Below are 21,328 nucleotides of genomic sequence, written 5' to 3'. Positions count from 1 at the left end.
GAGCGTGACCGACGCCCAAACGTCGCGGTCAGGCTCAGCTCAGATTGCGTTTGAATAGCGCCAGCAGGCGTTCCCAGTGGCGCTCGCCGGCCAGCTTGTCATAGGCGGCGCGCTGCGGGAAGGCGAAGCCGTGCTGGACCTGAGGGTAGATCTCCACCTCGCCGTTGACCTGGTTGGCGGTGACCGATTGGGCCAGCGCCTCCACCATCTCCAGCGGGGCGTAGGGGTCGATCTCGGCGCAGGCGAAATAGACCTCGCCCTGGACCTTCTGAGCGGCCAGGTGGGGGCTGTCATGCGCGTCAGTGACCAGGGAGACTCCGTAGATCGAGGCCGCCGCCTTGACCTTGTCCGGATAGTAGGCGGCCGCGTTGATCGCGTACTGCCCACTCATGCAGTAGCCCACCGCCCCCATCGGCCCCTTGCTCGCCGCGGCGTCGGTGTCGATGTAGGTCAGCAGGGCGGCGGTATCGGACATGATCAGCCCGATGTTGATGGACGCCATCAGGTCGAACATCTGCTTGCGTTCGTCCTCGGTGGCGAAGCCCGCCAGTTCCAGGACGCCGGCCCGGTAATAGAGGTTGGGCAGCACCACATAGTACCCTGAGCTCGCCAGCCGCCGGGCCATGTCGCGCAGCTCCTCGCGGATGGCCGGGGCGTCCATGTAGAACAGGATCACCGGATGGGGTCCGTTCCGCTCCGGGTGGACGATGAAGGTGGTGGTCGCGCCGTGCGGGGTCGGGATCTCGACGGTCTGTTCGATCATGGCGTCCTCAGGGAACAAGTTGGCAGGCGCGAGCGAGGGAGACTCGCGTGAGCTCCCGGCGCCGGGCGAAAATCTGCATGGCCGCGGACGTGGGATCGCGGGAGTTCTGCCACTCGCCGAGGTCGCGGTAACGGGTCATCAGCAGCAGGCGACGCGCCCCTTCCGACAGGTCCGCCGCGCTCTCATCGGCCAGGAAGAGACCGAATATCCGGGCGTCGAACCGCGCCTCGAAATCGGGCCAGGCCTCACCCGACAGATGCACGAACTCGTCGACCGCCGACCCGTCGATCGTAAACCAGTTGTGGACATAGACACCCCCGGCGAGGGGTGACGCCCCGTCGGCGGGACGGAGGGTCGGGGTCAGGTGATGGGTTTCCTGCGCCACCAGGCCCGGCATGGTCGCCACCGCCTCGGCTCCCTGCCCCTCAGGGAAGAGAACCAGGGCGGTGTTGGATGCAAATCCCAGGATGGGCGAGAAGAGGCCCGTCACCTCGACATCGAGGCGGGCCTCAAGATGTTCGGCCAGCACCTTATGCGCCGTACGTTCACGCCCTAGGGTCAGGACATAGTATTCGTAGGCCAAGGCGTTCTCCTCAGAAGTTCACGCGGGCGCTGATGGCGCCGTCCACCAACATGTTGATGCCGGTGGTGAAGGCCGAGCGCGGGCTGGCCAGGAAGACGGTGGCCGCGGCAACCTCCTCCGGGGTCGCCATGCGGCCGGTGGGGTTGCGCTTGATCATCTGGTCGAAGAAGGCCGGCATGCCCGCCTTCACATTGCCCCAGACACCGCCCTCGAAGAACACCGTGCCCGGCGAGACGACATTGCAGCGGACGTGCTTGGCGGCGCCCTCCTTGGCCAGGCCCTTGGCGTAGTGAATCTGGGCGGCCTTCATGGCGCCATAGGCCGAGGCGCTCGAGGCTTCGGCCGCGGAGACCGACGAGGTGATGACCATGCAGGCGTCGCCCTTGTCCTCGGCGGCCCTTTCCAGGAACGGCTTGGCGGCCTCGAAGGCGTTGACGGCCCCCATCAGGTCGATGTCGAACATCGCCTTCCAGTCGGCTTCCTTGGCGCCCTGAACCAGCGCGCTGGCGTTGGAGACCAGGATGTCGATGCCACCCAGGGTCTCACCGGCCTTGGTGACAAAGGCCTTCAGGGCCGGGCCGTCGGCGATGTCGACGACGTCACCCCAGGCGTTGACGCCCCTGGCCTTCAGGGCCGCGACGGTCTCGGCCACCTGGTCGGCGTTGCGGGCGCAGATGGCGACATTGGCGCCCTCCTCGGCGAACAGGTCGGCGATCGCCCGGCCGATACCCCGCGTCGCGCCGGTGACCACCGCCGTCTTGCCCTTGAGTTGCAGATCCATGGTCGTCTCCCGTTTTGGTTTGTTGCAGCCTTTCTAGCGCGGGCGGCGCGGGTCGCGAGGTCTTTCTGATCTTAGCGTTCAAGTGATTGACGCCCCTGCGGCGCCCGGACCAAGAAGGGTGATGCTCGATCAGTTCGACGCCCGCCTCGACGCCGATTTCGCCCCGGTCGATCCCGCGCGCTTGATCGCGGCGCTCGCGCCCCTGCTGCCGCCCGAGAACCTGAAGACGGAGCTTGAGGCCCTGCGGCCCTACGAGACCGACGGCCTGGCCGCCTATCGGTCCCTGCCTGCCGTCGTGGCCCTGCCGGAAACGGTGGCGCAGGTGCAGGCGATCCTGCGGGTCTGTTCCGAACTCGGCGTGCCCGTGGTGGCGCGCGGCGCGGGCACCGGGCTGTCCGGCGGCGCCCTGCCCTATCCCGGCTGCGTGCTGCTGAGCCTGGCCAAGTTCAGCAAGATCCTGAGTATCGACGCCCAGGCGCGGACCGCGCGGGTCCAACCCGGCGTGCGTAACCTGGCCATTTCTGAAGCCGTGGCGCACCTGGGCCTGTTCTACGCCCCGGACCCCTCCTCCCAGATCGCCTGCTCCATCGGCGGCAATGTCGCGGAGAACGCCGGCGGGGTGCACTGCCTGAAGTACGGCCTGACGGTGCACAACCTGCTGAAGCTGGAGATGGTGACCCTGGAGGGCGAGGTGCTGCACCTGGGTTCCGACGCCTATGACGCGCCGGGCTTCGACCTGATGGCTCTGATGACCGGGTCGGAGGGCCTGCTGGGGGTCGTCACCGAAATCACTGTCAAGCTGACGCCCCTGCCCGAGACCACCCAGGTGTTGCTGGCCGCCTTCGACGATGTGGCCGTCGCCGCCCAGGCCGTGGCCGAGATCATGGCCGAGGGCATCGTCCCGGCGGGACTTGAGATGATGGACGGCCCGGCCCTGCGGGCGGCGGAAGACTTCGCCCTGGCGGGTTATCCCAAGGACGCCGCGGCCATCCTGTTGTGCGAACTGGACGGCGCGGGTCCCGACGTGGCCGAGGAGATCGCCCGGGTGTCGGCCCTGCTCTCGGCCTGCGGGGCCACCGAGGTGCGGCAGGCCCGCGACGAGGATGAACGCAAGCGGTTCTGGGCCGGGCGCAAGGGCGCCTTCCCCGCCGTGGGGCGGATCGCGCCGGACTATTACTGCATGGACGGCACGATCCCCCGCCGCGCCCTGCCCAATGTGTTGACCGAGATCACCCGGCTGTCGGTCGTCCACGGCCTGGCGGTGGCCAATGTATTCCACGCCGGAGACGGCAACCTGCACCCTCTGATCCTCTATGACGCGGCCAAGGACGGCGACCAGGAGGCGGCCGAGGCGCTCGGCGGGGCGATCCTGGAGCTCTGCGTCTCGGTGGGCGGCACCATCACCGGCGAGCACGGGGTGGGGCGCGAGAAGATCAACCAGATGTGCGTCCAGTTCAGCACCGCAGAGATCGACGCCTTCCACGCCCTGAAGGCCGCCTTCGATCCCAGGGGCCTGCTCAATCCCGGCAAGGCGATCCCGACCCTCGCCCGCTGCGCCGAGTTCGGCGGGATGCACATCCATCACGGGGAACTGCCGTTTGCGCACCTCCCCCGGTTCTGACCTCACGCAGGCCCTGGCCGAGCGCGTCCGCGCCGGGAGTCCGTTGCGCCTTGAGGGCGGCGGGACGCGGGCCTTCTATGGCCGGAGGGTCGAGGGCGAGACCCTGTCGCTGGCCGGCCATCGCGGCGTGGTGGACTACGACCCCAGCGAACTGGTGATCACCGCGCGAGCGGGCACGCCAGTGGCGGAGATCGAGGCCCTGTTGGCGGGTGAGAGCCAGATGCTGGCCTTCGAACCGCCGGTGTTCGGGCAGGCGAGCACCCTGGGGGGCGCGGTGGCCTCTGGCATGTCGGGGCCGCGCCGGCCCTTCGTCGGTCCGCTGCGGGATTACGTTCTGGGCGCCCGGCTGATGACCCCACGGGGCGAGGTTCTGCGGTTCGGCGGCACGGTGTTCAAGAACGTCGCCGGCTTCGACGCCTTCCGGTTGATGGCCGGGTCGCTCGGCTGTTTCGGGCCGATCCTGGAGGTCTCCCTGCGGGTCACGCCTCGGCCACGCGTGGAACTGGCCCTGGTCTTCGAGATGGAGAGCGACGCCGCCCAGACCTGGATGAGCGGTTTGATGGGCCGCCCCCTGCCGCTGTCGGGCGCCTTCCACGACGGATCGCGCCTGCACCTGCGGCTCTCGGGCGGCGAGGCCGGAGTGGCCGCGACCAAGGCCGAACTGGGCGGGGAGGACGAGCCTCTGGCGACCTGGGACGCCATCCGTCACATGACCCATCCGGTGTTCGAGGCGCCGGTGCTGTGGCGCGTCTCCCTGCCGCCCACAGGCCCGGCTGACAGCTTCGAGGCCACGCCCTGGGACTGGGCCGGCGGCCAGCGCTGGCTTGCCGCCGACACCGTCGAACTGGATGTCTGGGAGCGGGCCGCACGGCTGGGCGGCCACGCCACCCTGTTCAAGGGTGAGGCGCCGAACGGCGAGGTTTTCCAACCGCTTGCCTCCGCTGTCTTCAACCTGCACCGGAGGGTCAAGGCGGCGCTGGACCCGGCGGGGATTTTCAATCCTGGCCGAATGCACGAGGGGCTCTAGATGAAGACCGTCATCCAGGGACCGTTGGCCGGGACCACCGGCGCCGACATCGCCGCCCAGGCCCTGCGCGCCTGCGTCCACTGCGGCATGTGCAACGCCACCTGCCCCACCTACCAGATCACCGGCGATGAGCTGGATGGCCCCCGCGGCCGCATCTATCTGCTGAAACAGGCGCTCGAAGGCCAGCCGGTCAGCCAAACGACCCTGAAGCACCTCGATCGCTGCCTGAGCTGCCGGGCCTGCGAGACCACCTGCCCCTCCGGCGTCCAGTACCACCGGCTCTACGACATCGGCCGCGAAGCGGTGGTGGACCAGGTCGGCCGCCCCTGGACCGAGCGCCTCACGCGGACAGTGATCCGCCGGGTGACCCGCTCCGCGGCCCTGCTGGGCGCGGCGTTGACCGTGGGCCACCTCGTCCGCCCGCTGCTGCCCAAGGCTCTGCAGGCCAAGGTCACGCCGCGCGTCGACGCCGGCCCGCGCCCCACGACCCACCATGCCCGCCGGATGCTGATGCTCACCGGCTGCGCCCAAGCGGCGGCGGCCCCGCACTTCAACACCGTCACCGCCCGCATCTTCGACCGGCTGGGAGTGAGCCTGGTGGAGGCGCCCCGCGCCGGCTGCTGCGGGGCGGTGAGCTTCCACCTCGATGCGCCGCACGAGGCCGCCGACGCCGCGCGGGCCAATATCGACGCCTGGTGGCCCGACATCGAGGCGGGCGCGGAGGCCGTGGTGGTCAATTCCAGCGGCTGCGCGGCCTTCATCAAGGACTATCCCGACGTCCTGCGGGACGACCCGGCCTATGCGGAGAAGGCCCGGGTGGTGGCCTCGCTGGTGCGCGACCCGATCCAGCTGCTTTCAGTCGCCAACCTCGCCGCACGCCGCGCGCCTGCAAAACCTCGCATTGCGGTCCACGAGCCCTGCACCCTGCAGCACGGCCTGCGCCTGACGGGCCGTATCGGGACCCTGCTGCGCAGCCTGGGTTACGAGCCCCAGCCGGTGGCTGACGCCCACATCTGCTGCGGCTCGGCCGGCGCCTATTCGCTGCTGCAGCCGGAGATGTCGGGCAGGCTGAAAGCCGCCAAGCTAAGCGCCCTCAACGCCCACCAGCCGGCCGCCATCTACACCGCCAACATCGGCTGCTGGATGCACCTGGCGCCGGAGTCCACCGCGCCCGTCCGCCATTGGCTCGAGGCGGTCGACGAGGTCACCCGGCCCTAGGCAGGCCGTTGACAGCCTGCCGCCACGGCAGTCTCATGTCGCCATAAGCGGGCGGGCTCGACCACGTCGGCGCAAAGACATTTAGGGAAACGACCATGGCTGATTTTGGCGGCGCCGATCTCGACGCCTTCCGCACCGAAGCCCGCGCGTGGCTGGCGGAGAACTTCCCCGCATCCTTGAAGAACCGCAGCGACATCGCCGCCGCCGAGGCGCCGGTGGCTGTCGAGGGCGACTACAAGCTCTGGAAGGAGCGCATGGGCGCCAAGGGCTGGGGCGTTCCCACCTGGCCGTCGGAGTATGGCGGCGGGGGCCTGAACAGCTCAGAGGCCCGCGTACTGCGCGAGGAGATGGCCGCCGTCGGCGCCTGGAACCCTATCGGCGGCATGGGGGTGATGATGTTCGGCCCCACCCTGTTGGAATACGGCACCGAGGAACAGAAGCAGCGACACATCCCGCCGATCGTCCGCGGCGAGCTGCGCTGGTGCCAGGGCTATTCCGAGCCGGGGTCTGGTTCGGACCTCGCGAGTCTGCAGACCAAAGCTCAGGATAAGGGTGATCATTTCCTCGTAAATGGTTCAAAAATATGGACTTCTGGAGCGCAATATGCCGACTGGTGCTTCTGCCTGACGCGGACCGATCCCAGCAAGAAGCATGAGGGGATCAGCTTCCTGCTCATCGACATGAAGACGCCCGGCGTGGAGCCGCGGCCGATCCTGCTGATCTCCGGGTCCTCGCCCTTCTGCGAGACCTTCTTCACCGACGTGAAGGTGCCCAAGGAGAACCTGGTGGGGCCGCTGAACGGCGGTTGGACCGTGGGCAAGCGGCTGCTGCAGCACGAGCGCAACGGTCTGTCGGGCGGTGGCGGGGCGCCGGCGCGGAGCAATCCGGCGACGCTGCGGGAGATCGCCAAGGCGTACATCGGCGTGGACGACAGCGGCCGGCTGGCCGACCGCGACTTCCGCACCCGCCTGATCGAGCAGGACATGAACGCCCGCGCCTACCAGCTCACCAACGCCCGAGTGGCCCTGGAGGCGCGCAACCAGAGCGGCCCCAGCGCGGCCACCTCGATCATGAAGAACGCTTCGTCGAGCATCAATGTGAACCACGCCGAGATGGTGGTGGAGGCCATGGGCTATAACGGCCTGGCCTGGGCCGGCGACGAGTTCAGCGCCGACGAACTGGCCGCCGCGCGGGCCTTCCTGCGGGTGAAGTCCGGGACCATCGCGGGCGGCTCCTATGAGATCCAGAACAACATCATTTCCAAGCGGATCCTGGGTCTGCCCGACACCAACATCCACACCTACTGATTGACCGCCACAGGCCCCGCCGCTAAGGCGGGGCCATGGCCACCTCGACCGCCACTGTTGCAATGACCGACCTGCGGAGCGTGCTGAACGCCCGCGGCGGCCGAGGTCTGCGCGTCTTCGGATAGACTGCGGGATCAGGCTTGAGCCGTTCCCGGGCGCTCCGGGGACGTGAAACCACCGCCTGACATTCCCAAAACCTATCTAGAGGAGCCGCTGTGCTTTCCCTCTACCAATCCAATGGGTTGGTCCACTGGACCGACCGTGAGATTCGCCTGCGCGACATGATGCAGGCCCACTTCGCCGCCGAGGTCGCAGCCTTCCTGACGACCGCCAATCCCGCCTGGGACATCCGCCGGGTGGAGGCGCCGCAGCTGACGCCCCGCGAACTGGTGTCTGAGGCCTACGGCCCCGAGGACATCTTCTTCGTCGAGCGCCTGGGCGAGCATAACGCCCAGCTGGTCCTGCGCCCGGAGACCACGCCCTCGACCTACGCCTACATGCAGCATCTGCTGAACAGCCACGCCAAGGTGCGCATGCCTCTGTGTGTCTGGCAGTCGGGCAAGTCGTTCCGCCGCGAGCAGGACCAGGTGAGCAAGCACATGCGGCTCAAGGAGTTCTGGCAGATGGAGTTCCAGTGCGCGTACACGATCGACACCGCCAACGACTACCACGCCGCCAGCCTGGAACCGGTTCGCCGCATGATCGAGGCCATGGTGCGGCTGCCCACGCGGCTCGTGCCCTCCGACCGGCTGCCGGCCTATTCCCAGGTGACGATGGATGTGGAGGTGGACAACGGCGACAAGTGGATGGAGGTCTGCTCCATCTCCCGGCGCACCGACTTCCCGCAGGCCGCCCGCTTCGCCACCAAGGGCGGTGAGACCCGCGAGGTGGGCGTGCTGGTGCTGGAGATCGCCATCGGCCTGGACCGTTGCGTCTACAACTGGGGCGTCGCCGACGCACGGTAGGTCCCTGCCCTGGCCGGTTCGCCGGCCAGGGAAAAAGGCGCCCTGACTTACCCGACGTCAGTCCTGACAAGGCGTCCAGGTTGGCTCATGGTCCGTATAACGGAGCGCGCCCGCGGAGAGCGCCGCCCTTGCGGAGGACGACGTCATGGCCATCTCACATCCGGCGATCTGGGGCGCGGCCCTGGCGGCTGTCCTGCTCGGCGCCGCCGCCGAGGCCAAGACCCTCACGGTCAGTCCAGGCCCCGACGCCCAGGAACGAGTGCAGACCGCCCTCCTCGACGCCAAGCCGGGGGATGTGGTGTCCCTGGAAGCCGGCACATTCGCCTTCACGGACGGCCTGTCCCTCGACATCGACAACGTCACCGTGACCGGTGCGGGCCAGGGCAAGACCGTGCTCTCCTTCGCCGGGCAGAAGGGCGCGGGCGAGGGCCTGCTGATCACCTCCGACGGCGTCACCGTCCGCGACCTGACGATGCAGGACAGCAAGGGCGACGGCATCAAGTCCAAGGGCGCCGACCGCATCAGCTTCGTGGCCCTGACCGTGGAATGGACCGGCGGCCCCAAGGAAACCAACGGCGCCTATGGCGTCTATCCGGTGTCGTCGACCAATGTGCTGATCGACAAGGTGACGGTGCGCGGGGCCTCCGACGCCGGGATCTATGTCGGCCAGTCGAAGAACATCATCGTGCGCAACAGCCGGGCGGAGTTCAACGTCGCCGGGATCGAGATCGAGAACTCCACCGACGCCGACGTGTTCGACAATGTCGCCACCCACAATACCGGCGGCATCCTGGTGTTCGACCTGCCCGGCCTGCCGGTGATGGGCGGGCATTCCACCCGCATCTTCCGCAATCAGGTGGTGGACAACGACACCCCGAACTTCGCGCCCAAGGGCAATATCGTCGCCAATGTGCCGATGGGGGTCGGGGTCATGCTGATGGCCAATCGGGACGTCCACGTCTTCGAAAACGAGATTTCGGGCAACCAGACCAGCGCGGTCATGCTGGTGAGCTACAGCCGCGCCTTCGACGACAAGGCCTACAACCCCCTGCCCCGCGACATCGTGGTGCGCGACAACAGGATCGGCCGCAACGGCTGGCTGCCCAGCCTGCCCGGCGGCAAGATGCTGGCCCAGGCCATGGGCGGCGCCGTGCCCCCGGTCCTGTGGGACGGGATCACCAGCTATCCCGGCATCGAGGGGCCGGCTCCGCGGCTCTACGTGAAGGACGGTCCGGTGCTGAACCTGAACCTGGCCAAGCCCGGCGAGGTGGAAGGCGCCAAGCCGACGGTGACCGCGACCCTCGGAACACCCGGCCTGCCGGAACGGGCCGCCGTGGTGCTGCCCGGGAGCCAGGACAAGCCTGCCTCATGAGGCGGCTGGCCGCAGTCCTGGCGGCGCTCCTGTCGCTGGGCGCGGCGCCCAAGCCCGCGCCTGTGTCGCTGGACGAACTGTTGGCCGAGACCCCCGCGCCGACCCTGGATGCCTATGGACTGTTCACCGACGCCGGCGCGCGGACGCCCAATGCCGGCCTGACGCCCTATGCCCTGAACACGCCGCTGTTCACCGACTATGCCGAGAAGTCGCGCTTCGTCTTCCTGCCGCCGGGGACCCGAGCGACCTATACGCCCACCGGCGCCTTCGCCTTCCCCGTGGGCGCGACCCTGGTGAAGACCTTCGCCTATCCGGCCGACCTGCGACGCCCCAAGGCGCCGCTGCGCTTCATCGAGACCCGCCTGCTGATCCACAAGCCGCAGGGCTGGGTGGCCCTGACCTATGTCTGGAACACCGAGCAGACCAAGGCTGTGCTGAAACGCGCCGGCGCGCGGGTTCCGGTCGCCGTGATCGACCGGCGCGGCCAGCCCCTGACCATCGACTATGCCGTCCCCAACACCAACCAGTGCAAGGAGTGCCATTCGCTGTCGGGCGAGCTGGCGCCCATCGGCCCCAAGGCGCGCAACCTCAATGGCGACCTGGCCTATGGTGGGAAGCGGGAAAATCAACTGGCCCATTGGACCCGGACCGGCCTGCTGGTCGGTGCGCCCGCCCCAAGGGCGGCCCCCCGCACCGCCGTCTGGAACGATGCGCGCGAGCCCCTGGCCGACCGCGCGCGGGCCTATCTCGACGGCAATTGCGGCCACTGCCACAACCCCCAGGGCATGGCGAGCAATTCGGGTCTGTTCCTGCACCTGGAGGAGACCGACCCCGCCAACCAGGGCATTCGCCGCCGACCGGTGGCGGCCGGGCGCGGCTCCGGCGGGCTGGAATTCGACATCGACCCCGGCAGCCCCGAAACCTCGATCCTGCTGCACCGGATGAACTCGGTGGAGCCCGGGGTGATGATGCCGGAACTCAGCCGCACCCTGGTGGATGAGGAAGGCGTCGCCCTGATCGCCAACTATCTGCGGAGCCTTCCGGCGACGCGTTGACAGCAAACCAACCGACGCCTCTTGTCGCTTCAACGGCGACGACCAAGAAGAGCGCCACGAGAGGAAAGAACGAGATGGTCTATATCCTGGGCGGCTGGCAGAGCGACTTCTCCAAGAACTGGGCGCGCCAGCAGATGGACTTCGCCGACGCCTTCGCCGAGGTGGTGGGCGAGGGCCTGGCCGCCGTCGACCTCGAGCCCAAGGACATCGACACCGGCCACGTCGGCAACTTCGTCGGCGACCTGTTCGCGGGGCAAGGCCTGCTGGGCGGGTTCTTCGGCCTGGTGCATCCCGATTTCGACGGCATGCCCACCTCCCGCCACGAGGCGGCTTGCGCCTCGGGCAGCGTGGCGATCCTGGCGGCCACCGCCGAGATCGAGGCCGGACGCTACGACACCGCCTGCGCGGTGGGTCTAGAGATGATGCGCAACGTCTCGGGCCAGCAGGCCGCCCAGAACCTGGGCGCCGCGGCCTGGGCCGGGCACGAGTTCCAGGACGCCACCTATCTGTGGCCCAAGGCCTTCTCCGACCTCGGCGAGGAATACGACCGTCGCTGGGGCCTGAAGTACGAGCACCTGATGCGGATCGCGGAGATCAACTTCGCCAACGGCCGCAAGAACCCCAACGCCCAGACCCGCCAGTGGGCCTTCAACGACAAGAGCTTCACCAACGACGACGAGGCCAATCCGGTCGTCGAGGGGATGATCCGCAAGAACGATTGCGGCCAGGTGACCGACGGCTCGGCCGTGGTGTTCCTGGCGTCGGAGAAGGCCGCCAAAGCCTATGCCGACAAGCGCGGCCTGCCCCTGGAAAGCCTGCCGCAGATCAAGGGCTGGGGCCACCGCTCCGCCCCCATCAGCTATGACCGCAAGGTCCGCGCCAGCGCCGGCGGCCCCTATGTCTTCCCGCAGGTGAAGCGGGCCATCGACGAGGCCCGCGCCCGGGCCGGGATCGACGACCTGAGCCAGATCCACGCCGTCGAGACCCACGACTGCTTCACCACCACCGAATACATGGCCATCGAGCATCTGGGCCTGACCGCGCCCGGCGAGGCCTGGAAGGCGGTGGAGGACGGCACCATCGAGATCGGCGGCCGACTGCCTATCAACCCCTCCGGCGGCCTGATCGGCGGCGGCCACCCGGTGGGCGCCACCGGGGTTCGCATGACGCTGGACGCCTACAAGCAGGTGACCGGCAAGGCGGGCGACTATCAGGTGGAAGGCGCCAAGACCGTCCAGACCCTGAACATCGGCGGCTCCACCACCACCACGGTCAGCCTGGTGGTGGGCCTGTGAGCGCCAAGCTCGAGGCGATGAAGGCCCTGATCGCCGCCTGGTCCAAGGGCGACGTGGACGGGGCGCTCGCCCACATGCATGAGGGCATCGTCTGGCACTACGCCGCCAGCGTCGCCCCGCCGCTGAAGGGCAAGATCAAGGCCCGCAAGTTCCTGGAGAACTTCAAGAGCCAGATCAGCGAGGTGCGCTGGCGCATCTTCGACTACGCCGAGAACGGCGACCGGCTGTTCGTGGAAGGGGTCGATGAATACCTCTCCAAGGACGGCGGGCTGGTGGCCGCGCCCTATGCCGGGGTGATCGAGTTCAGCGGCGACCTGATCATCGGCTGGCGTGACTATGTCGACATGGGGGTCATGGAGTCGCAGAAGGCGGGCGAGCCGCGCAAGGCCTGGGTGGACGCCCTGATCGACCGGGTGGCCCTGTGAGCCACGCCCCGGAGATCCAGGCCCCGCTGGACAAGCAGGCGATCACCGAGGTCCTGGCCAGCTACTGCCGCGCCGTGGACCGCGCCGACCTGCCCTTGCTGAAGGCCTGCTATCACGACGACGCCACCGAGGATCACGGCGGCACGTTCAGCGGGTCGGCCACCGCCTATATAGAGAGTATCGCGCCGATCCTGCCGCGTGGTGGGGTGATGACCCACACCACCACCAATGTCCTGATCGCCCTCGATGGCGACAACGCCGACGTCGAGAGCCATATCCTGGCCTTCGCGCGGCTGAAGAAGGACGGCGAGAAGTTCGACACCCTGACCCTGGCCCGCGCCGTCGACCGGTTCGAGAAGCGCGACGGGATCTGGCGCATCGCCGCGCGCCGCATGGTCTGGGAGTGGAACCACGAGATGCCCATGGCCGAGACCTGGGGGCGGGGAATCATCGCGCCCGACGCCACGGTGCTGGTGCGGGGCCGCAAGACGCCTGACGACCTGATCTACGCGGGCTAGGACGATGGAGCTCAAGGACAGCGTCGCCCTGGTCACCGGCGGCAATCGCGGCATCGGCGAGGCCTTCGTGCGCGCCCTGCTGGCGGCCGGCGCGGCCAAGGTCTATGTCGGCGTCCGCGACATCGCCAGCGCCGCTCACCTGGCGGCCGAGGCGCCGGGCCGCGCCGTGCCCATCGAACTGGACGTCACCAAGCCGGACCAGATCGCGGCGGCCGCGACGGCCTGCGGCGATGTCCAGGTCCTGATCAACAATGCCGGAGCCTTCCACAACCAGACCCTGATGACCGCGCCAGACCTCACCGCCGCCCGCGACGAGATGGAGGTCAACTATTTCGGCCCCCTCACCCTGGCGCGGGCCTTCGCGCCGACCCTGGCGAAGAACGGCGGCGGCGCGATCTGCAACGTGCTGTCGTCGGGCGGCATGGTGGCCGTGCCGGCCATGGGCGGTTACAGCCCGTCGAAGTTCGCGGGCCGCGCCGCGGCCACCTGCATCCGCGCCGAGCTGGCCGGCCAGGGGACCACCGTCACCGCCCTGATCGTCGGCTCGGTGGACACCCGCATGGCCGCCCACGTGGCCGGCGCCAAGGAAGACCCCGCCGACATCGCCAAGGCGGGGCTTAACGCCATCCGTCGGGGCATCGACGAACTGGACACCGACCGCATGGCCATCGAGGTGCGCGCGTCGCTCGCCCGCGACCCCAAGGCCCTGGAACGCAGCATGGCCAAGATGCTCACCGCCACCCACGTCACCACCGGACGCTGACACCCATGGAAATCGCCCAACTCCTGCTGCTGAACGCCGGGGTCTCAATCGCCCTGTTCATCGGGCTGTGGCTCTATTCGATCCGCATCCAGGACCCGAGCTTCATCGACAGCTGGTGGCCGCTGGGCATGGTGGTGATGGCCTGGACCAGCTACGGCATCACCGGCGGCCGCGGGCCCCACGCGGCCCTGCTGACCGGGCTCTGCGCCATCTGGGGTCTGCGGCTGGGCCTCTATCTGCTGTGGCGCTGGCGCAAGCACGGCGCCGACCGCCGCTACGCCACCATGATGGGCAAGGCCAAGCTGGAGCGTGGCTGGGGCTATCCCAAGGCCTCCCTGCTGCTGGTCTTCGCCTTGCAGATGCCGTTGCAGTTCGTGGTCTGCCTGCCGGTGCAACTGGGCCAGATCCACGCCACCACCGACCTGGGGCCGATCGCCTGGGCGGGCGTGGCCCTGGCCGTCATCGGCATCGCCTTCGAGAGCCTCGGCGACTGGCAGCTGGTGCGGTTCAAGGCCGACCCCGCCAACAACGGCAAGGTTCTGGACACCGGCCTATGGCGCTACACCCGCCACCCCAACTATTTCGGCGACTGCTGCGCCTGGTGGGGCCTCTGGCTGATCGCCGCCGACACCGGCCTGATCGGCGCGCTGACCGTCGTCGGCCCGATCCTGATCACCTTCCTGCTCACCAAGTGGAGCGGGGTGCCCACGGTGGAAGGCCGCATGCGCCGCAAGCGGCCCGACTATGAGGCCTATGTGGCGCGCACCTCGGGCTTCATCCCCATGCCGCCGAAGAAGGTGGTGACGAGCTAGGCGCCGAGCATGTCCCGCGGCGCCCACACAGCGTGGGTGCCGCTGCACAGCTTGTGCGGCAGCCGGATGCGGCAGACGGGGCCGGCGGCGATGTCTTTGGCGTCCAGCAGGATGCACTCAGAGGTCCCGGCGTTCTCGTCGGTGAGGAAGCTCACCAGATAGCCGTCGTCCTCGTCCACGGCGCCGACGCGCGGGCAGAAGGGGGCCTCGCTGGCATAGACGCCCTGCGGCAGGATGAACTCGCTGCTTTCGCCCGTCTCCAGGTCGTGCTTCACGAAGCCCCGGAACAGGAACCAGCCCACCTCGGCCACCGTGGAATAGGCGTAGCGGTACTTCCGCCCGGCATAGCGGGCGTTGATCATGCCGAATTCCAGGATGCGGTCGTCCAGGTGGCCCTCGGTGGTCTCGCCGGTCTTCAGGTTGAAGCGCCAGCGGTGCAGCTTGGGTTTGAAGCTGTACTCGTCGAGATAGGCCATCATGTGCTCGAAGCCAGGGGGCGCTTCGGCGTTGGGTTGCGGCGTGGGGTCTTCCTGGAAGTAGCCGTCCAGCACGATCTCATCGCCCTCCTCATAGGCGTTCAGCCAGTGCAGGACATAGGTGGGCGCGGCTTCGAACCAGCGGATGTCGCCGCCGTGGCGCGGGACGATGGCGAAACGCGAGGGGATGCCCTCGTGCAGGCGCACCGCATGGATGTTTCGCTCCAGCAGTTTGGCGTCCCAGAACACCGGCAGGTCGTTGAGGATCGAATAGTTGGTGGTGAAGGCCATGTCATGCGGCAGGCGCGGGCCCGGCAGGGGGATGGGGATATAGGTCTTCAGCCGGTTGTCGGGGCCGACCACGCCATAGTGCATGTAGGGCGCGTGCTTGGAGTAGTTGAAGAACATCAGCTCGCCGGTGGCTTCATCCACCTTCGGGTGGGCGCTTATGCCGTCGATGGGCACCCAGCTCTCCAACCCCTCCTGCTCCAGGGTCAGGGGATCGAGGCGGTAGCCCTCCCCGCACTGGTAGAAGGTCGAGAGCGCCTTGCCGGCGTGGACCACGACATCGGTGGAGGACGAGTCCTTCAGCGAACCATGCGCACCCCAGCCCGGCCGCTTGGCCAGTTGGACCGGATCGGCCAGGCCGCCCCACAGCGAACCCGCCGCCTCCTGCTCGGCCTCGAAGCCGCGGGTGCGGACGAAGCGGTTACGGTAGCTGGCCTGGCCGTTCCTGAAATCGATCTGGTGGATCATCCCGTCGCCGTCGAAGGGATGGAAGCGTCCCAGCGGCTGCTGCACCTGGTTCTCGGTGTTGCGCAGATAGACGCCGTCCAGGTCGGTGGGGATGGCCCCGGAGATCACCTCCAGGTCGCTGGCGTTGACCTCCTCGTGCAGCGGCGTCCAGGCCCCGTTGAGATAGGGGTGGTTGCTGGGCAGCAGCGACGTGACGACGGGAGCAAGCCGTTCGACCTTCATGGATAGGCGTCCTCGGTTGGCGGCCTTTCTGAGACGAGGCCATGGGCTCACCCTAGCCCCGCGCACGCGGGCGCGCGAGGGCGCCGTGGCGGCAACTTGCGTGCGGGCGTTGGAGGGCGGAAGCTCATGCCATGCTTACCGAAATCGACCGCGTCCTGCTGGCCACTCCCGACGCCGAGGCTACCGCCGCCAGGTGGAAAACCCTGCTGGGGGCGCAAGAGGTGTCTCGCGACGCCCTGCCCGGCCTGGCGGCCCGGCGCCTGACCCTGCGACTGGGCACCTCAGACATCGAGCTGCTGGAACCAGACGGGACCGGCGCGGTGGAAACCGCCCTGAAGCGACGGGGCCGGGCGCACATGTTCGCCGCCGGCGCAGCCTCCCCCGATCCCGGCCAGGTGGCGGAGACGGCGCGAGCGCAGGGGGCGGCGCATCGAGCCGAGGACGGGCGTCACTACCTGACCCTGACCATCGAGAACGCGCCTATCGCCTTCGTGATCTCCGAGCCCGCCGAACGGCAGCCCGCCGGCCTGGTGGACTTCCTCTATGAGGCCACCGTACTGGCCGCCGACCAGGCGGGCGCGGTGAAGCAGATTTCCGACGCCTTCGGCCTGGATCCCGCGACCTTCACCACCATCACCTCCGAGGCCTTCGGCTATACCGGCGTTCTGACCCTGTTCGAGGCGGGCAAGCTGCACCGGTTCGAGGTGATCACCGCCACCGACCCCGACAAGACCCTGGGCCGCTATCAGGCCCGCGAGGGCGCCGGCTTCTATATGGGCTTTGGCGAAGCCTCCGACATGGGCGCCATCGAGCGGGCCTGCGCGGCCAATGGCGCGGGGATCACCGTCGACCGGCCCCAGGCGCGGCCCCCTGCCCTCAATTCCGACCAGCTCTGGCTGCACCCGCCCAGCCTGGGGGGCGTGATGCTGGGGGTGTCGCGGCCGACCATGGCCTGGAACTGGTCGGGGCATCCCGAGCGGGTCGAAAGGATCGACGCATGAGCGAGCCTGTCCTGAAGATCGCCGACGAGGGCCGGGTGCGCATCCTGACCCTGAACCGCCCGGCCCAGCTCAACTCGATGAACGACGCCCTCTATGACGCCTGCGCCGTCGCCCTGATGGACGCCGCCGACGATCCGGGGGTGGCCGTCGTCATCATCACCGGCGAGGGCCGCGCCTTCTGCGCAGGCCAGGACCTGGCCGAGATGGCCGACCGTCCGGTCTATCCCAAGGGCGAGCGCCACGGCTTCGTGCCGTTCATGGAGGCGCTGGAAAGCTTCCCCAAGCCGCTGATCGCCGCGGTGAACGGGCTGGGGGTGGGCATCGGCCTGACCATGCTGCCCTATTGCGACCTGGTGTTCATGGATCCCACCGGCCGCCTCCGGGCGCCCTTCGTCACCCTGGGGGTCACGGCCGAGGCCGGGAGCACCGTGCTGCTGCCGGCCCTGATCGGCTGGGCCAACACCGCCGAGGTTCTCTATACCGGCCGCTGGGTCGATGCGCCCACCGCCGTGGCCTACGGCCTGGCCCGGGAGGTCAGTGAGCCCGGCAAGGTGCTGGACCGGGCGCGGGAGGCCGCGGCCCTGATCGCCCCCAACCCCATCGTCTCCCTGGTGGCCACCAAGCAGTTGCTGACGGCCGCCAGGTTCGACGCCGTGCGCGCCGCGCGGCTGCGCGAGAGCGCGGTCTTTGACGGATTGGAGGGCGGGCCGGCCAATCTGGAGGCCCTGGCGGCGTTCCGCGAGAAGCGTCCAGCGGACTTTTCGGGCCTCTAGTCCGCCAAAATAAGAAATTTCGCCGGTCGCTGAGAAAAATCGGACCGCCCTCGTGGCGCGACGTGCTTAACAGCCGCGCCCTCGCCGACCAGGTCAGAGTCACGCTGAATCGCCCGCGAGTCATGGGCCGCAGTCCCGCCGCCTCCTTTGACTCTTGTGGCTGTTCGTTATGACTCTTGGTGAATCAAACTTAAGGAACACCCTGAGTATTCCCGCGATTCATGACTCGGAAATCTTCACGTAACGATTCAAGAACCCTGCCCCACTACAAAGGTCACAGAGCAAAAATGCTTGCGGTCACCAAAACGGTGAACGAAACCTAAAAGTGGGGTTTTCTACGATGCCGAATAGCGTCAATACCAACATCGGGGCCATGGTCGCCCTTCAGAACCTGAACCAGACCAACTCCGAGCTGATGACGGTCCAGAACCGCATCAACACCGGCAAAAAGATCGCTTCGGCGAAGGACAACGGCGCCATCTGGGCCATCGCCCAGAACCAACGCGCCACCTCCGGCTCCCTGAACGCCGTCAAGGACTCCCTGCAGCGCTCGCAGTCGACCGTGGACGTCGCCATCGCCGGCGGTGAAGCCGTCTCCGATCTGCTTCTGCAAATGAAGGAAAAGGCCTTGGCCGCCTCCGACACCAGCCTCGACACCGCCTCGCGGACCGCTCTGAGCGATGACTTCACCGCCCTGCGCGACCAGATCGCCAAGTCGGTTTCCAACGCCACCTTCAACGGCGTGAACATGATCAACGCGGGCGGCACCGAAATCGCCGCCCTGGCCAACGATACGGGCAGTTCGAAGATCACCGTCCAGGCGCAGGATCTGTCCCTGGCCGGCCTCGGCCTGGCCACCGCGACGATTTCGACCCAAGCGGCGGCCGACTCGATGATCGCCACCATCGGCACCGCGATCTCCTCGGTTTCGACCGCGCTGTCCAAGCTGGGTACGGGCTCCAAGTCGCTCGGCGCTCACCTGACCTTCGTCAGCAAGCTGCAGGACTCGATCGACGCCGGGGTGGGTAACCTCGTCGACGCCGACCTTGCCAAGGAAAGCGCCCGACTGACCTCCCTGCAGACCAAGCAACAGCTTGGCGTGCAGGCCCTGTCGATCGCCAACAGCTCTTCGTCGGGTCTGCTCAGCCTCTTCCGCTAAGCCCGACCAGACCTCCAGTATGCGTACAGGAAGGGAGGTCCCGCTTGGGGCCTCCCTTTTTGCTGCGCGCGAATGAAAGCGCTTTCACCCTTCCAGTTCCCCGACATCTCGCGTCACACGCCCCAGGGCCGGGCGCGGCTTCAACTGGTGGCCACCCTGGCCCAATTCCCCGGCGCGACCCTGGACGACCAGCTGAAAGGCTTCGTGATTGGGGTGTTGTTCTGCTCCGACCCTGATCAGGTCGAGGACCTCGTCCGTGGACCGGACATCGCCGAACGAGCGGTAGACGTTGTAGAGCGCGGCGTTGTGGTCCTGATCGCGACGGGCCGCATTGCCATCGGCCACCATGATCACCCGCAGGCCCAGAGTGCTGGCGTCGCGAATGGTGGATTCACAGCAAATGTTGCTCAGGGTCCCCGTCACCAGCACGGTGTCGATCCCGCGCGCCTCCAGCAGCGGCGGCAGGGTCGAGCGACCGGGGAAGAAGGCGCTGGTCGCCGACTTCTCGGCCAGGACGTCGCCCTCATGGATCTGGAACTCATGCCAGAGCCGTTCGGAGAGGGTCCCCTCCCCGCCGCTGGCCGCATACATCTTTGCGACCATCTCACCATAGAACTCGGTGGAGGCCCGTGTCGGCGCGCTGTTGGTGGGCAGGACCCAGGCCACCGTTCCCCCCGCAGCGCGCAGGCTATCGGCGATCCGGCTGATGTTGGGGACGATGCCGCGGGTATAGGGAAGCTCGTTCAGGAAGAACGGCACCATGTCGATCACCAACAGGGCCGTCCGCTCCGGAACGATCGCCTCATAGGCATGGCGGCGGCCCCGGCGGTCTTCCTGGCGCGCATACTCCCGCGCCTCGATGCGCCAGTCGTGCAGCAAGGCTTCCATGACGTCCTCCCTTTCGGAAAGGAGGACATGATTCGCGGTCGCGCGAACAGATCACGAACATGGGTTGGGATCGGGTGGGGAACCGCCACAAGGACGGACGAGCGATGGTACCGCCTCTCAGGCTTGAACTGAGGACCTCCGGTTCCACAAACCGGCGCTCTAACCAACTGAGCTAAGGCGGCGCATCGCGAAGGCGTGTTCTAGTCGGGCGCGGCAGCCGGATCAAGCGCGCGCGACAGCACGCCGGCGCGAAATCTCCGGCTTCCCGTCAAGGTCTCGCCGGAGGTGAGCCGGATGGCGAAGTCCCCCGAGGATCTCGTCTCCACCTGGACGACGGCGGCGCGGTTGACCAGGCGCGAACGGTGGATGCGGACGAAGCCGTGGTCTGCGAGCCGTCGCTCCATCTGGGTGAGGGATGCGCGATGAAGGACGCCGACCCCAGGGGTGTGCAACTCCACATAGTTGCCGGCCGCCTCGACCCAGAGGATATCGGCGACGGGCAAGAAAACACGCCGCGCGCCATCTCGCACCTCCAGGACCTCCGGCGCCGTGCTCGAGGCTGGCCGGAGCGCGCGCAACGTCCTCCACAGGGGGTAGAGCCCCACTATGCCGGCATAGATCAGCAGGTCCTTGCGCAGTTCATAGGGCCAGTCCGCCAGCGGCCCGAGCGGATGATAGACGCGCCCGACCGAAGCGTAGACGCCGCTACGCAGCAGACCCATGGCGACAACATGCGCCAGGGAGAAGGTCAGCCCCCCGGCGATGTGGACCACCACCCAGCCGAAGGGCGGCGAGAGGCGCGGCGGGGCCCTGCGGATCAGCCACAGCACACCCGGCAGCAGCCCGGTCAGGACCAGGCCGCTGGACAGTTCCCAGACCGCCGGCTCCCACCAGGGCACGGGCCGACCGAACCGCGCGCGGTCGTGCAGGATGCTGAAGATATCGACGATGATCACACAGCCGGCGGCCAGGACGATCAGCGCCGTGAACAACAGGTCGCCCCGCCGGTCACCCGCCCCTGCCCTGATCGGTTCCTGCATCGTCATGGCGCCAGCATAGCGCAAAGAAAAAGCCCCGGAGGCGAACCTCCGGGGCCAATTCGTTTTTGCAGGGGAGCCCGGAGGCTCAGCCCTTCGGCAGAACCCAACGAAGGGGGATACGAACCGTACCGCCCTCAATCGGGGAGCCGTCCAGGGTCTTCGGCTTCATCCTGAAGAGCTTGGAAGCCTTCAAGGTGGCGTCACCGAAACCGTAGTCGGCCGGATCTTCGGAAACGACCGAACAGCCCTCGAGCGTACCCTTGGACGTGACCGAGCAACTGATTGTCGCGCGGCCTTCGACGTTCATCCGCTGAGCCCTGTCCGGGAAGTACCGGGCCAGATCTTCGGCGTTGGGACGGCGCGACCAGTCAGGGTTGCTGATGACCGACGGACGCGGAGGCGTCACGGGAGCCGGAGCCGGAGGCTTCGGTTCCTCGATCCGCTTCTCGACCGGCGGAACCGGCAGAGGGGGGATCGTCGGCATGTCCGCCGGCACATTCACCGGAGG

The 21,328-nt window shown here is 67.9% G+C and carries 22 protein-coding genes and 1 tRNA gene; 15 read left to right on the top strand and 8 right to left on the bottom strand.

All coding sequences use genetic code 11. The features are described 5' to 3' along the window. Positions 1–34: 34 nt before the first annotated feature. From AAC997_RS14415 to AAC997_RS14405, 3 genes are read right to left on the bottom strand one after another with little or no spacing between them, the layout of a single operon-like run. Positions 35–763 carry a dienelactone hydrolase family protein gene (locus AAC997_RS14415; protein ID WP_340646393.1) on the bottom strand — a complete coding sequence of 243 codons (729 nt, stop codon included), beginning with the start codon at positions 761–763 and terminating at the stop codon, positions 35–37. A gap of 7 nt (positions 764–770) precedes the next feature. Next, positions 771–1,346 carry a hypothetical protein gene (locus AAC997_RS14410; protein ID WP_340646392.1) on the bottom strand — a complete coding sequence of 192 codons (576 nt, stop codon included), beginning with the start codon at positions 1,344–1,346 and terminating at the stop codon, positions 771–773. 10 nt (positions 1,347–1,356) lie between these two features. After that, complete coding sequence (locus AAC997_RS14405; RefSeq protein WP_340646391.1) at positions 1,357–2,127, bottom strand: SDR family oxidoreductase; 771 nt, start codon at positions 2,125–2,127, stop codon at positions 1,357–1,359. Positions 2,128–2,248: 121 nt separating this feature from the next. Here AAC997_RS14405 and AAC997_RS14400 point away from each other — a divergent pair, with 121 nt between their 5' ends. From AAC997_RS14400 to AAC997_RS14345, 12 genes are all read left to right on the top strand, one after another. Then, positions 2,249–3,748 (top strand): FAD-linked oxidase C-terminal domain-containing protein, encoded by a 1,500-nt coding sequence (locus AAC997_RS14400; protein ID WP_340646390.1) that lies wholly within the window; start codon positions 2,249–2,251, stop codon positions 3,746–3,748. Continuing rightward, complete coding sequence (gene glcE / locus AAC997_RS14395) at positions 3,726–4,775, top strand: glycolate oxidase subunit GlcE (RefSeq protein ID WP_340646389.1); 1,050 nt, start codon at positions 3,726–3,728, stop codon at positions 4,773–4,775. Before AAC997_RS14400 ends, glcE begins: the two co-directional genes overlap by 23 nt. After that, positions 4,776–5,993 (top strand): glycolate oxidase subunit GlcF, encoded by a 1,218-nt coding sequence (gene glcF / locus AAC997_RS14390; RefSeq protein WP_340646388.1) that lies wholly within the window; start codon positions 4,776–4,778, stop codon positions 5,991–5,993. A 95-nt stretch (positions 5,994–6,088) separates the two neighbouring features. After that, a complete protein-coding gene (locus AAC997_RS14385; RefSeq protein ID WP_340646387.1) occupies positions 6,089–7,300 on the top strand; it encodes an acyl-CoA dehydrogenase family protein in 1,212 nt (403 codons plus the stop codon). A 215-nt stretch (positions 7,301–7,515) separates the two neighbouring features. Next, a complete protein-coding gene (locus tag AAC997_RS14380) occupies positions 7,516–8,265 on the top strand; it encodes an aminoacyl--tRNA ligase-related protein (RefSeq protein ID WP_340646386.1) in 750 nt (249 codons plus the stop codon). 145 nt (positions 8,266–8,410) lie between these two features. After that, positions 8,411–9,637, top strand: coding sequence for a parallel beta-helix domain-containing protein (locus AAC997_RS14375; protein ID WP_340646385.1), 1,227 nt, complete (start codon positions 8,411–8,413; stop codon positions 9,635–9,637). Further along, on the top strand, positions 9,634–10,692 hold the full coding sequence (locus tag AAC997_RS14370; protein WP_340646384.1) for an SO2930 family diheme c-type cytochrome: 1,059 nt from the start codon (positions 9,634–9,636) through the stop codon (positions 10,690–10,692). Before AAC997_RS14375 ends, AAC997_RS14370 begins: the two co-directional genes overlap by 4 nt. 74 nt (positions 10,693–10,766) lie before the next feature. Continuing rightward, positions 10,767–11,987 carry an acetyl-CoA acetyltransferase gene (locus AAC997_RS14365; protein WP_340646383.1) on the top strand — a complete coding sequence of 407 codons (1,221 nt, stop codon included), beginning with the start codon at positions 10,767–10,769 and terminating at the stop codon, positions 11,985–11,987. After that, positions 11,984–12,412 (top strand): nuclear transport factor 2 family protein, encoded by a 429-nt coding sequence (locus AAC997_RS14360; protein WP_340646382.1) that lies wholly within the window; start codon positions 11,984–11,986, stop codon positions 12,410–12,412. Before AAC997_RS14365 ends, AAC997_RS14360 begins: the two co-directional genes overlap by 4 nt. After that, positions 12,409–12,930 carry a nuclear transport factor 2 family protein gene (locus tag AAC997_RS14355; protein WP_340646381.1) on the top strand — a complete coding sequence of 174 codons (522 nt, stop codon included), beginning with the start codon at positions 12,409–12,411 and terminating at the stop codon, positions 12,928–12,930. The genes AAC997_RS14360 and AAC997_RS14355 overlap by 4 nt, the downstream gene beginning before the upstream one ends. Positions 12,931–12,934: 4 nt before the next feature. Next, positions 12,935–13,693 carry an SDR family oxidoreductase gene (locus AAC997_RS14350; RefSeq protein ID WP_340646380.1) on the top strand — a complete coding sequence of 253 codons (759 nt, stop codon included), beginning with the start codon at positions 12,935–12,937 and terminating at the stop codon, positions 13,691–13,693. Positions 13,694–13,698: 5 nt separating this feature from the next. After that, positions 13,699–14,505, top strand: a complete 807-nt coding sequence (locus AAC997_RS14345; protein ID WP_340646379.1) for a DUF1295 domain-containing protein — start codon at positions 13,699–13,701, stop codon at positions 14,503–14,505. Here the strand turns inward: AAC997_RS14345 and AAC997_RS14340 are convergent. Continuing rightward, entirely contained in the window at positions 14,502–15,959 is a 1,458-nt protein-coding gene (locus AAC997_RS14340; protein ID WP_340646378.1) for a carotenoid oxygenase family protein, read from the bottom strand. The two genes, AAC997_RS14345 and AAC997_RS14340, sit on opposite strands and share 4 nt — an antisense overlap. Before the next feature lie 131 nt (positions 15,960–16,090). Here AAC997_RS14340 and AAC997_RS14335 point away from each other — a divergent pair, with 131 nt between their 5' ends. The 3 genes from AAC997_RS14335 to AAC997_RS14325 all read left to right on the top strand — a co-directional run bounded on the left by AAC997_RS14335 (position 16,091) and on the right by AAC997_RS14325 (position 18,892). Next, positions 16,091–16,960 (top strand): hypothetical protein, encoded by an 870-nt coding sequence (locus AAC997_RS14335; RefSeq protein WP_340646377.1) that lies wholly within the window; start codon positions 16,091–16,093, stop codon positions 16,958–16,960. Then, on the top strand, positions 16,957–17,733 hold the full coding sequence (locus tag AAC997_RS14330; RefSeq protein ID WP_340646376.1) for an enoyl-CoA hydratase-related protein: 777 nt from the start codon (positions 16,957–16,959) through the stop codon (positions 17,731–17,733). The genes AAC997_RS14335 and AAC997_RS14330 overlap by 4 nt, the downstream gene beginning before the upstream one ends. 340 nt (positions 17,734–18,073) lie before the next feature. Next, positions 18,074–18,892, top strand: a complete 819-nt coding sequence (locus AAC997_RS14325) for a flagellin (protein WP_340646375.1) — start codon at positions 18,074–18,076, stop codon at positions 18,890–18,892. Between the two features lie 84 nt (positions 18,893–18,976). Here AAC997_RS14325 and AAC997_RS14320 read toward each other — a convergent pair whose 3' ends face one another. The 4 genes from AAC997_RS14320 to AAC997_RS14305 all read right to left on the bottom strand — a co-directional run. After that, complete coding sequence (locus tag AAC997_RS14320) at positions 18,977–19,780, bottom strand: isochorismatase family cysteine hydrolase (protein ID WP_340646374.1); 804 nt, start codon at positions 19,778–19,780, stop codon at positions 18,977–18,979. Positions 19,781–19,885: 105 nt separating this feature from the next. After that, a tRNA-His gene (locus AAC997_RS14315) sits at positions 19,886–19,962 on the bottom strand. Positions 19,963–19,980: 18 nt separating this feature from the next. Then, on the bottom strand, positions 19,981–20,820 hold the full coding sequence (locus AAC997_RS14310) for a LytTR family DNA-binding domain-containing protein (RefSeq protein ID WP_340646373.1): 840 nt from the start codon (positions 20,818–20,820) through the stop codon (positions 19,981–19,983). A gap of 85 nt (positions 20,821–20,905) precedes the next feature. Next, positions 20,906–21,328: energy transducer TonB (locus tag AAC997_RS14305; protein WP_340646372.1), on the bottom strand; the 423-nt coding region annotated here is incomplete at its 5' end.

The organism is Phenylobacterium sp. (genome assembly GCF_037968635.1).
Taxonomy (GTDB): domain Bacteria; phylum Pseudomonadota; class Alphaproteobacteria; order Caulobacterales; family Caulobacteraceae; genus Phenylobacterium.
This window is presented reverse-complemented; position numbering and strand designations above follow the sequence as displayed.

What these genes read in the sequence shown, in the direction of transcription:
- AAC997_RS14415 (WP_340646393.1), bottom strand. Translation starts at nt 763, where the DNA reads ATGATCGAACAGACCGTCGAGATCCCGACCCCGCACGGCGCGACCACC.
- AAC997_RS14405 (WP_340646391.1), bottom strand. Translation starts at nt 2,127, where the DNA reads ATGGATCTGCAACTCAAGGGCAAGACGGCGGTGGTCACCGGCGCGACG.
- AAC997_RS14400 (WP_340646390.1), top strand. Translation starts at nt 2,249, where the DNA reads ATGCTCGATCAGTTCGACGCCCGCCTCGACGCCGATTTCGCCCCGGTC.
- glcF (WP_340646388.1), top strand. Translation starts at nt 4,776, where the DNA reads ATGAAGACCGTCATCCAGGGACCGTTGGCCGGGACCACCGGCGCCGAC.
- AAC997_RS14385 (WP_340646387.1), top strand. Translation starts at nt 6,089, where the DNA reads ATGGCTGATTTTGGCGGCGCCGATCTCGACGCCTTCCGCACCGAAGCC.
- AAC997_RS14375 (WP_340646385.1), top strand. Translation starts at nt 8,411, where the DNA reads ATGGCCATCTCACATCCGGCGATCTGGGGCGCGGCCCTGGCGGCTGTC.
- AAC997_RS14370 (WP_340646384.1), top strand. Translation starts at nt 9,634, where the DNA reads ATGAGGCGGCTGGCCGCAGTCCTGGCGGCGCTCCTGTCGCTGGGCGCG.
- AAC997_RS14365 (WP_340646383.1), top strand. Translation starts at nt 10,767, where the DNA reads ATGGTCTATATCCTGGGCGGCTGGCAGAGCGACTTCTCCAAGAACTGG.
- AAC997_RS14350 (WP_340646380.1), top strand. Translation starts at nt 12,935, where the DNA reads ATGGAGCTCAAGGACAGCGTCGCCCTGGTCACCGGCGGCAATCGCGGC.
- AAC997_RS14345 (WP_340646379.1), top strand. Translation starts at nt 13,699, where the DNA reads ATGGAAATCGCCCAACTCCTGCTGCTGAACGCCGGGGTCTCAATCGCC.
- AAC997_RS14340 (WP_340646378.1), bottom strand. Translation starts at nt 15,959, where the DNA reads ATGAAGGTCGAACGGCTTGCTCCCGTCGTCACGTCGCTGCTGCCCAGC.
- AAC997_RS14335 (WP_340646377.1), top strand. Translation starts at nt 16,091, where the DNA reads ATGCTTACCGAAATCGACCGCGTCCTGCTGGCCACTCCCGACGCCGAG.
- AAC997_RS14330 (WP_340646376.1), top strand. Translation starts at nt 16,957, where the DNA reads ATGAGCGAGCCTGTCCTGAAGATCGCCGACGAGGGCCGGGTGCGCATC.
- AAC997_RS14325 (WP_340646375.1), top strand. Translation starts at nt 18,074, where the DNA reads ATGCCGAATAGCGTCAATACCAACATCGGGGCCATGGTCGCCCTTCAG.
- AAC997_RS14320 (WP_340646374.1), bottom strand. Translation starts at nt 19,780, where the DNA reads ATGGAAGCCTTGCTGCACGACTGGCGCATCGAGGCGCGGGAGTATGCG.
- AAC997_RS14310 (WP_340646373.1), bottom strand. Translation starts at nt 20,820, where the DNA reads ATGCAGGAACCGATCAGGGCAGGGGCGGGTGACCGGCGGGGCGACCTG.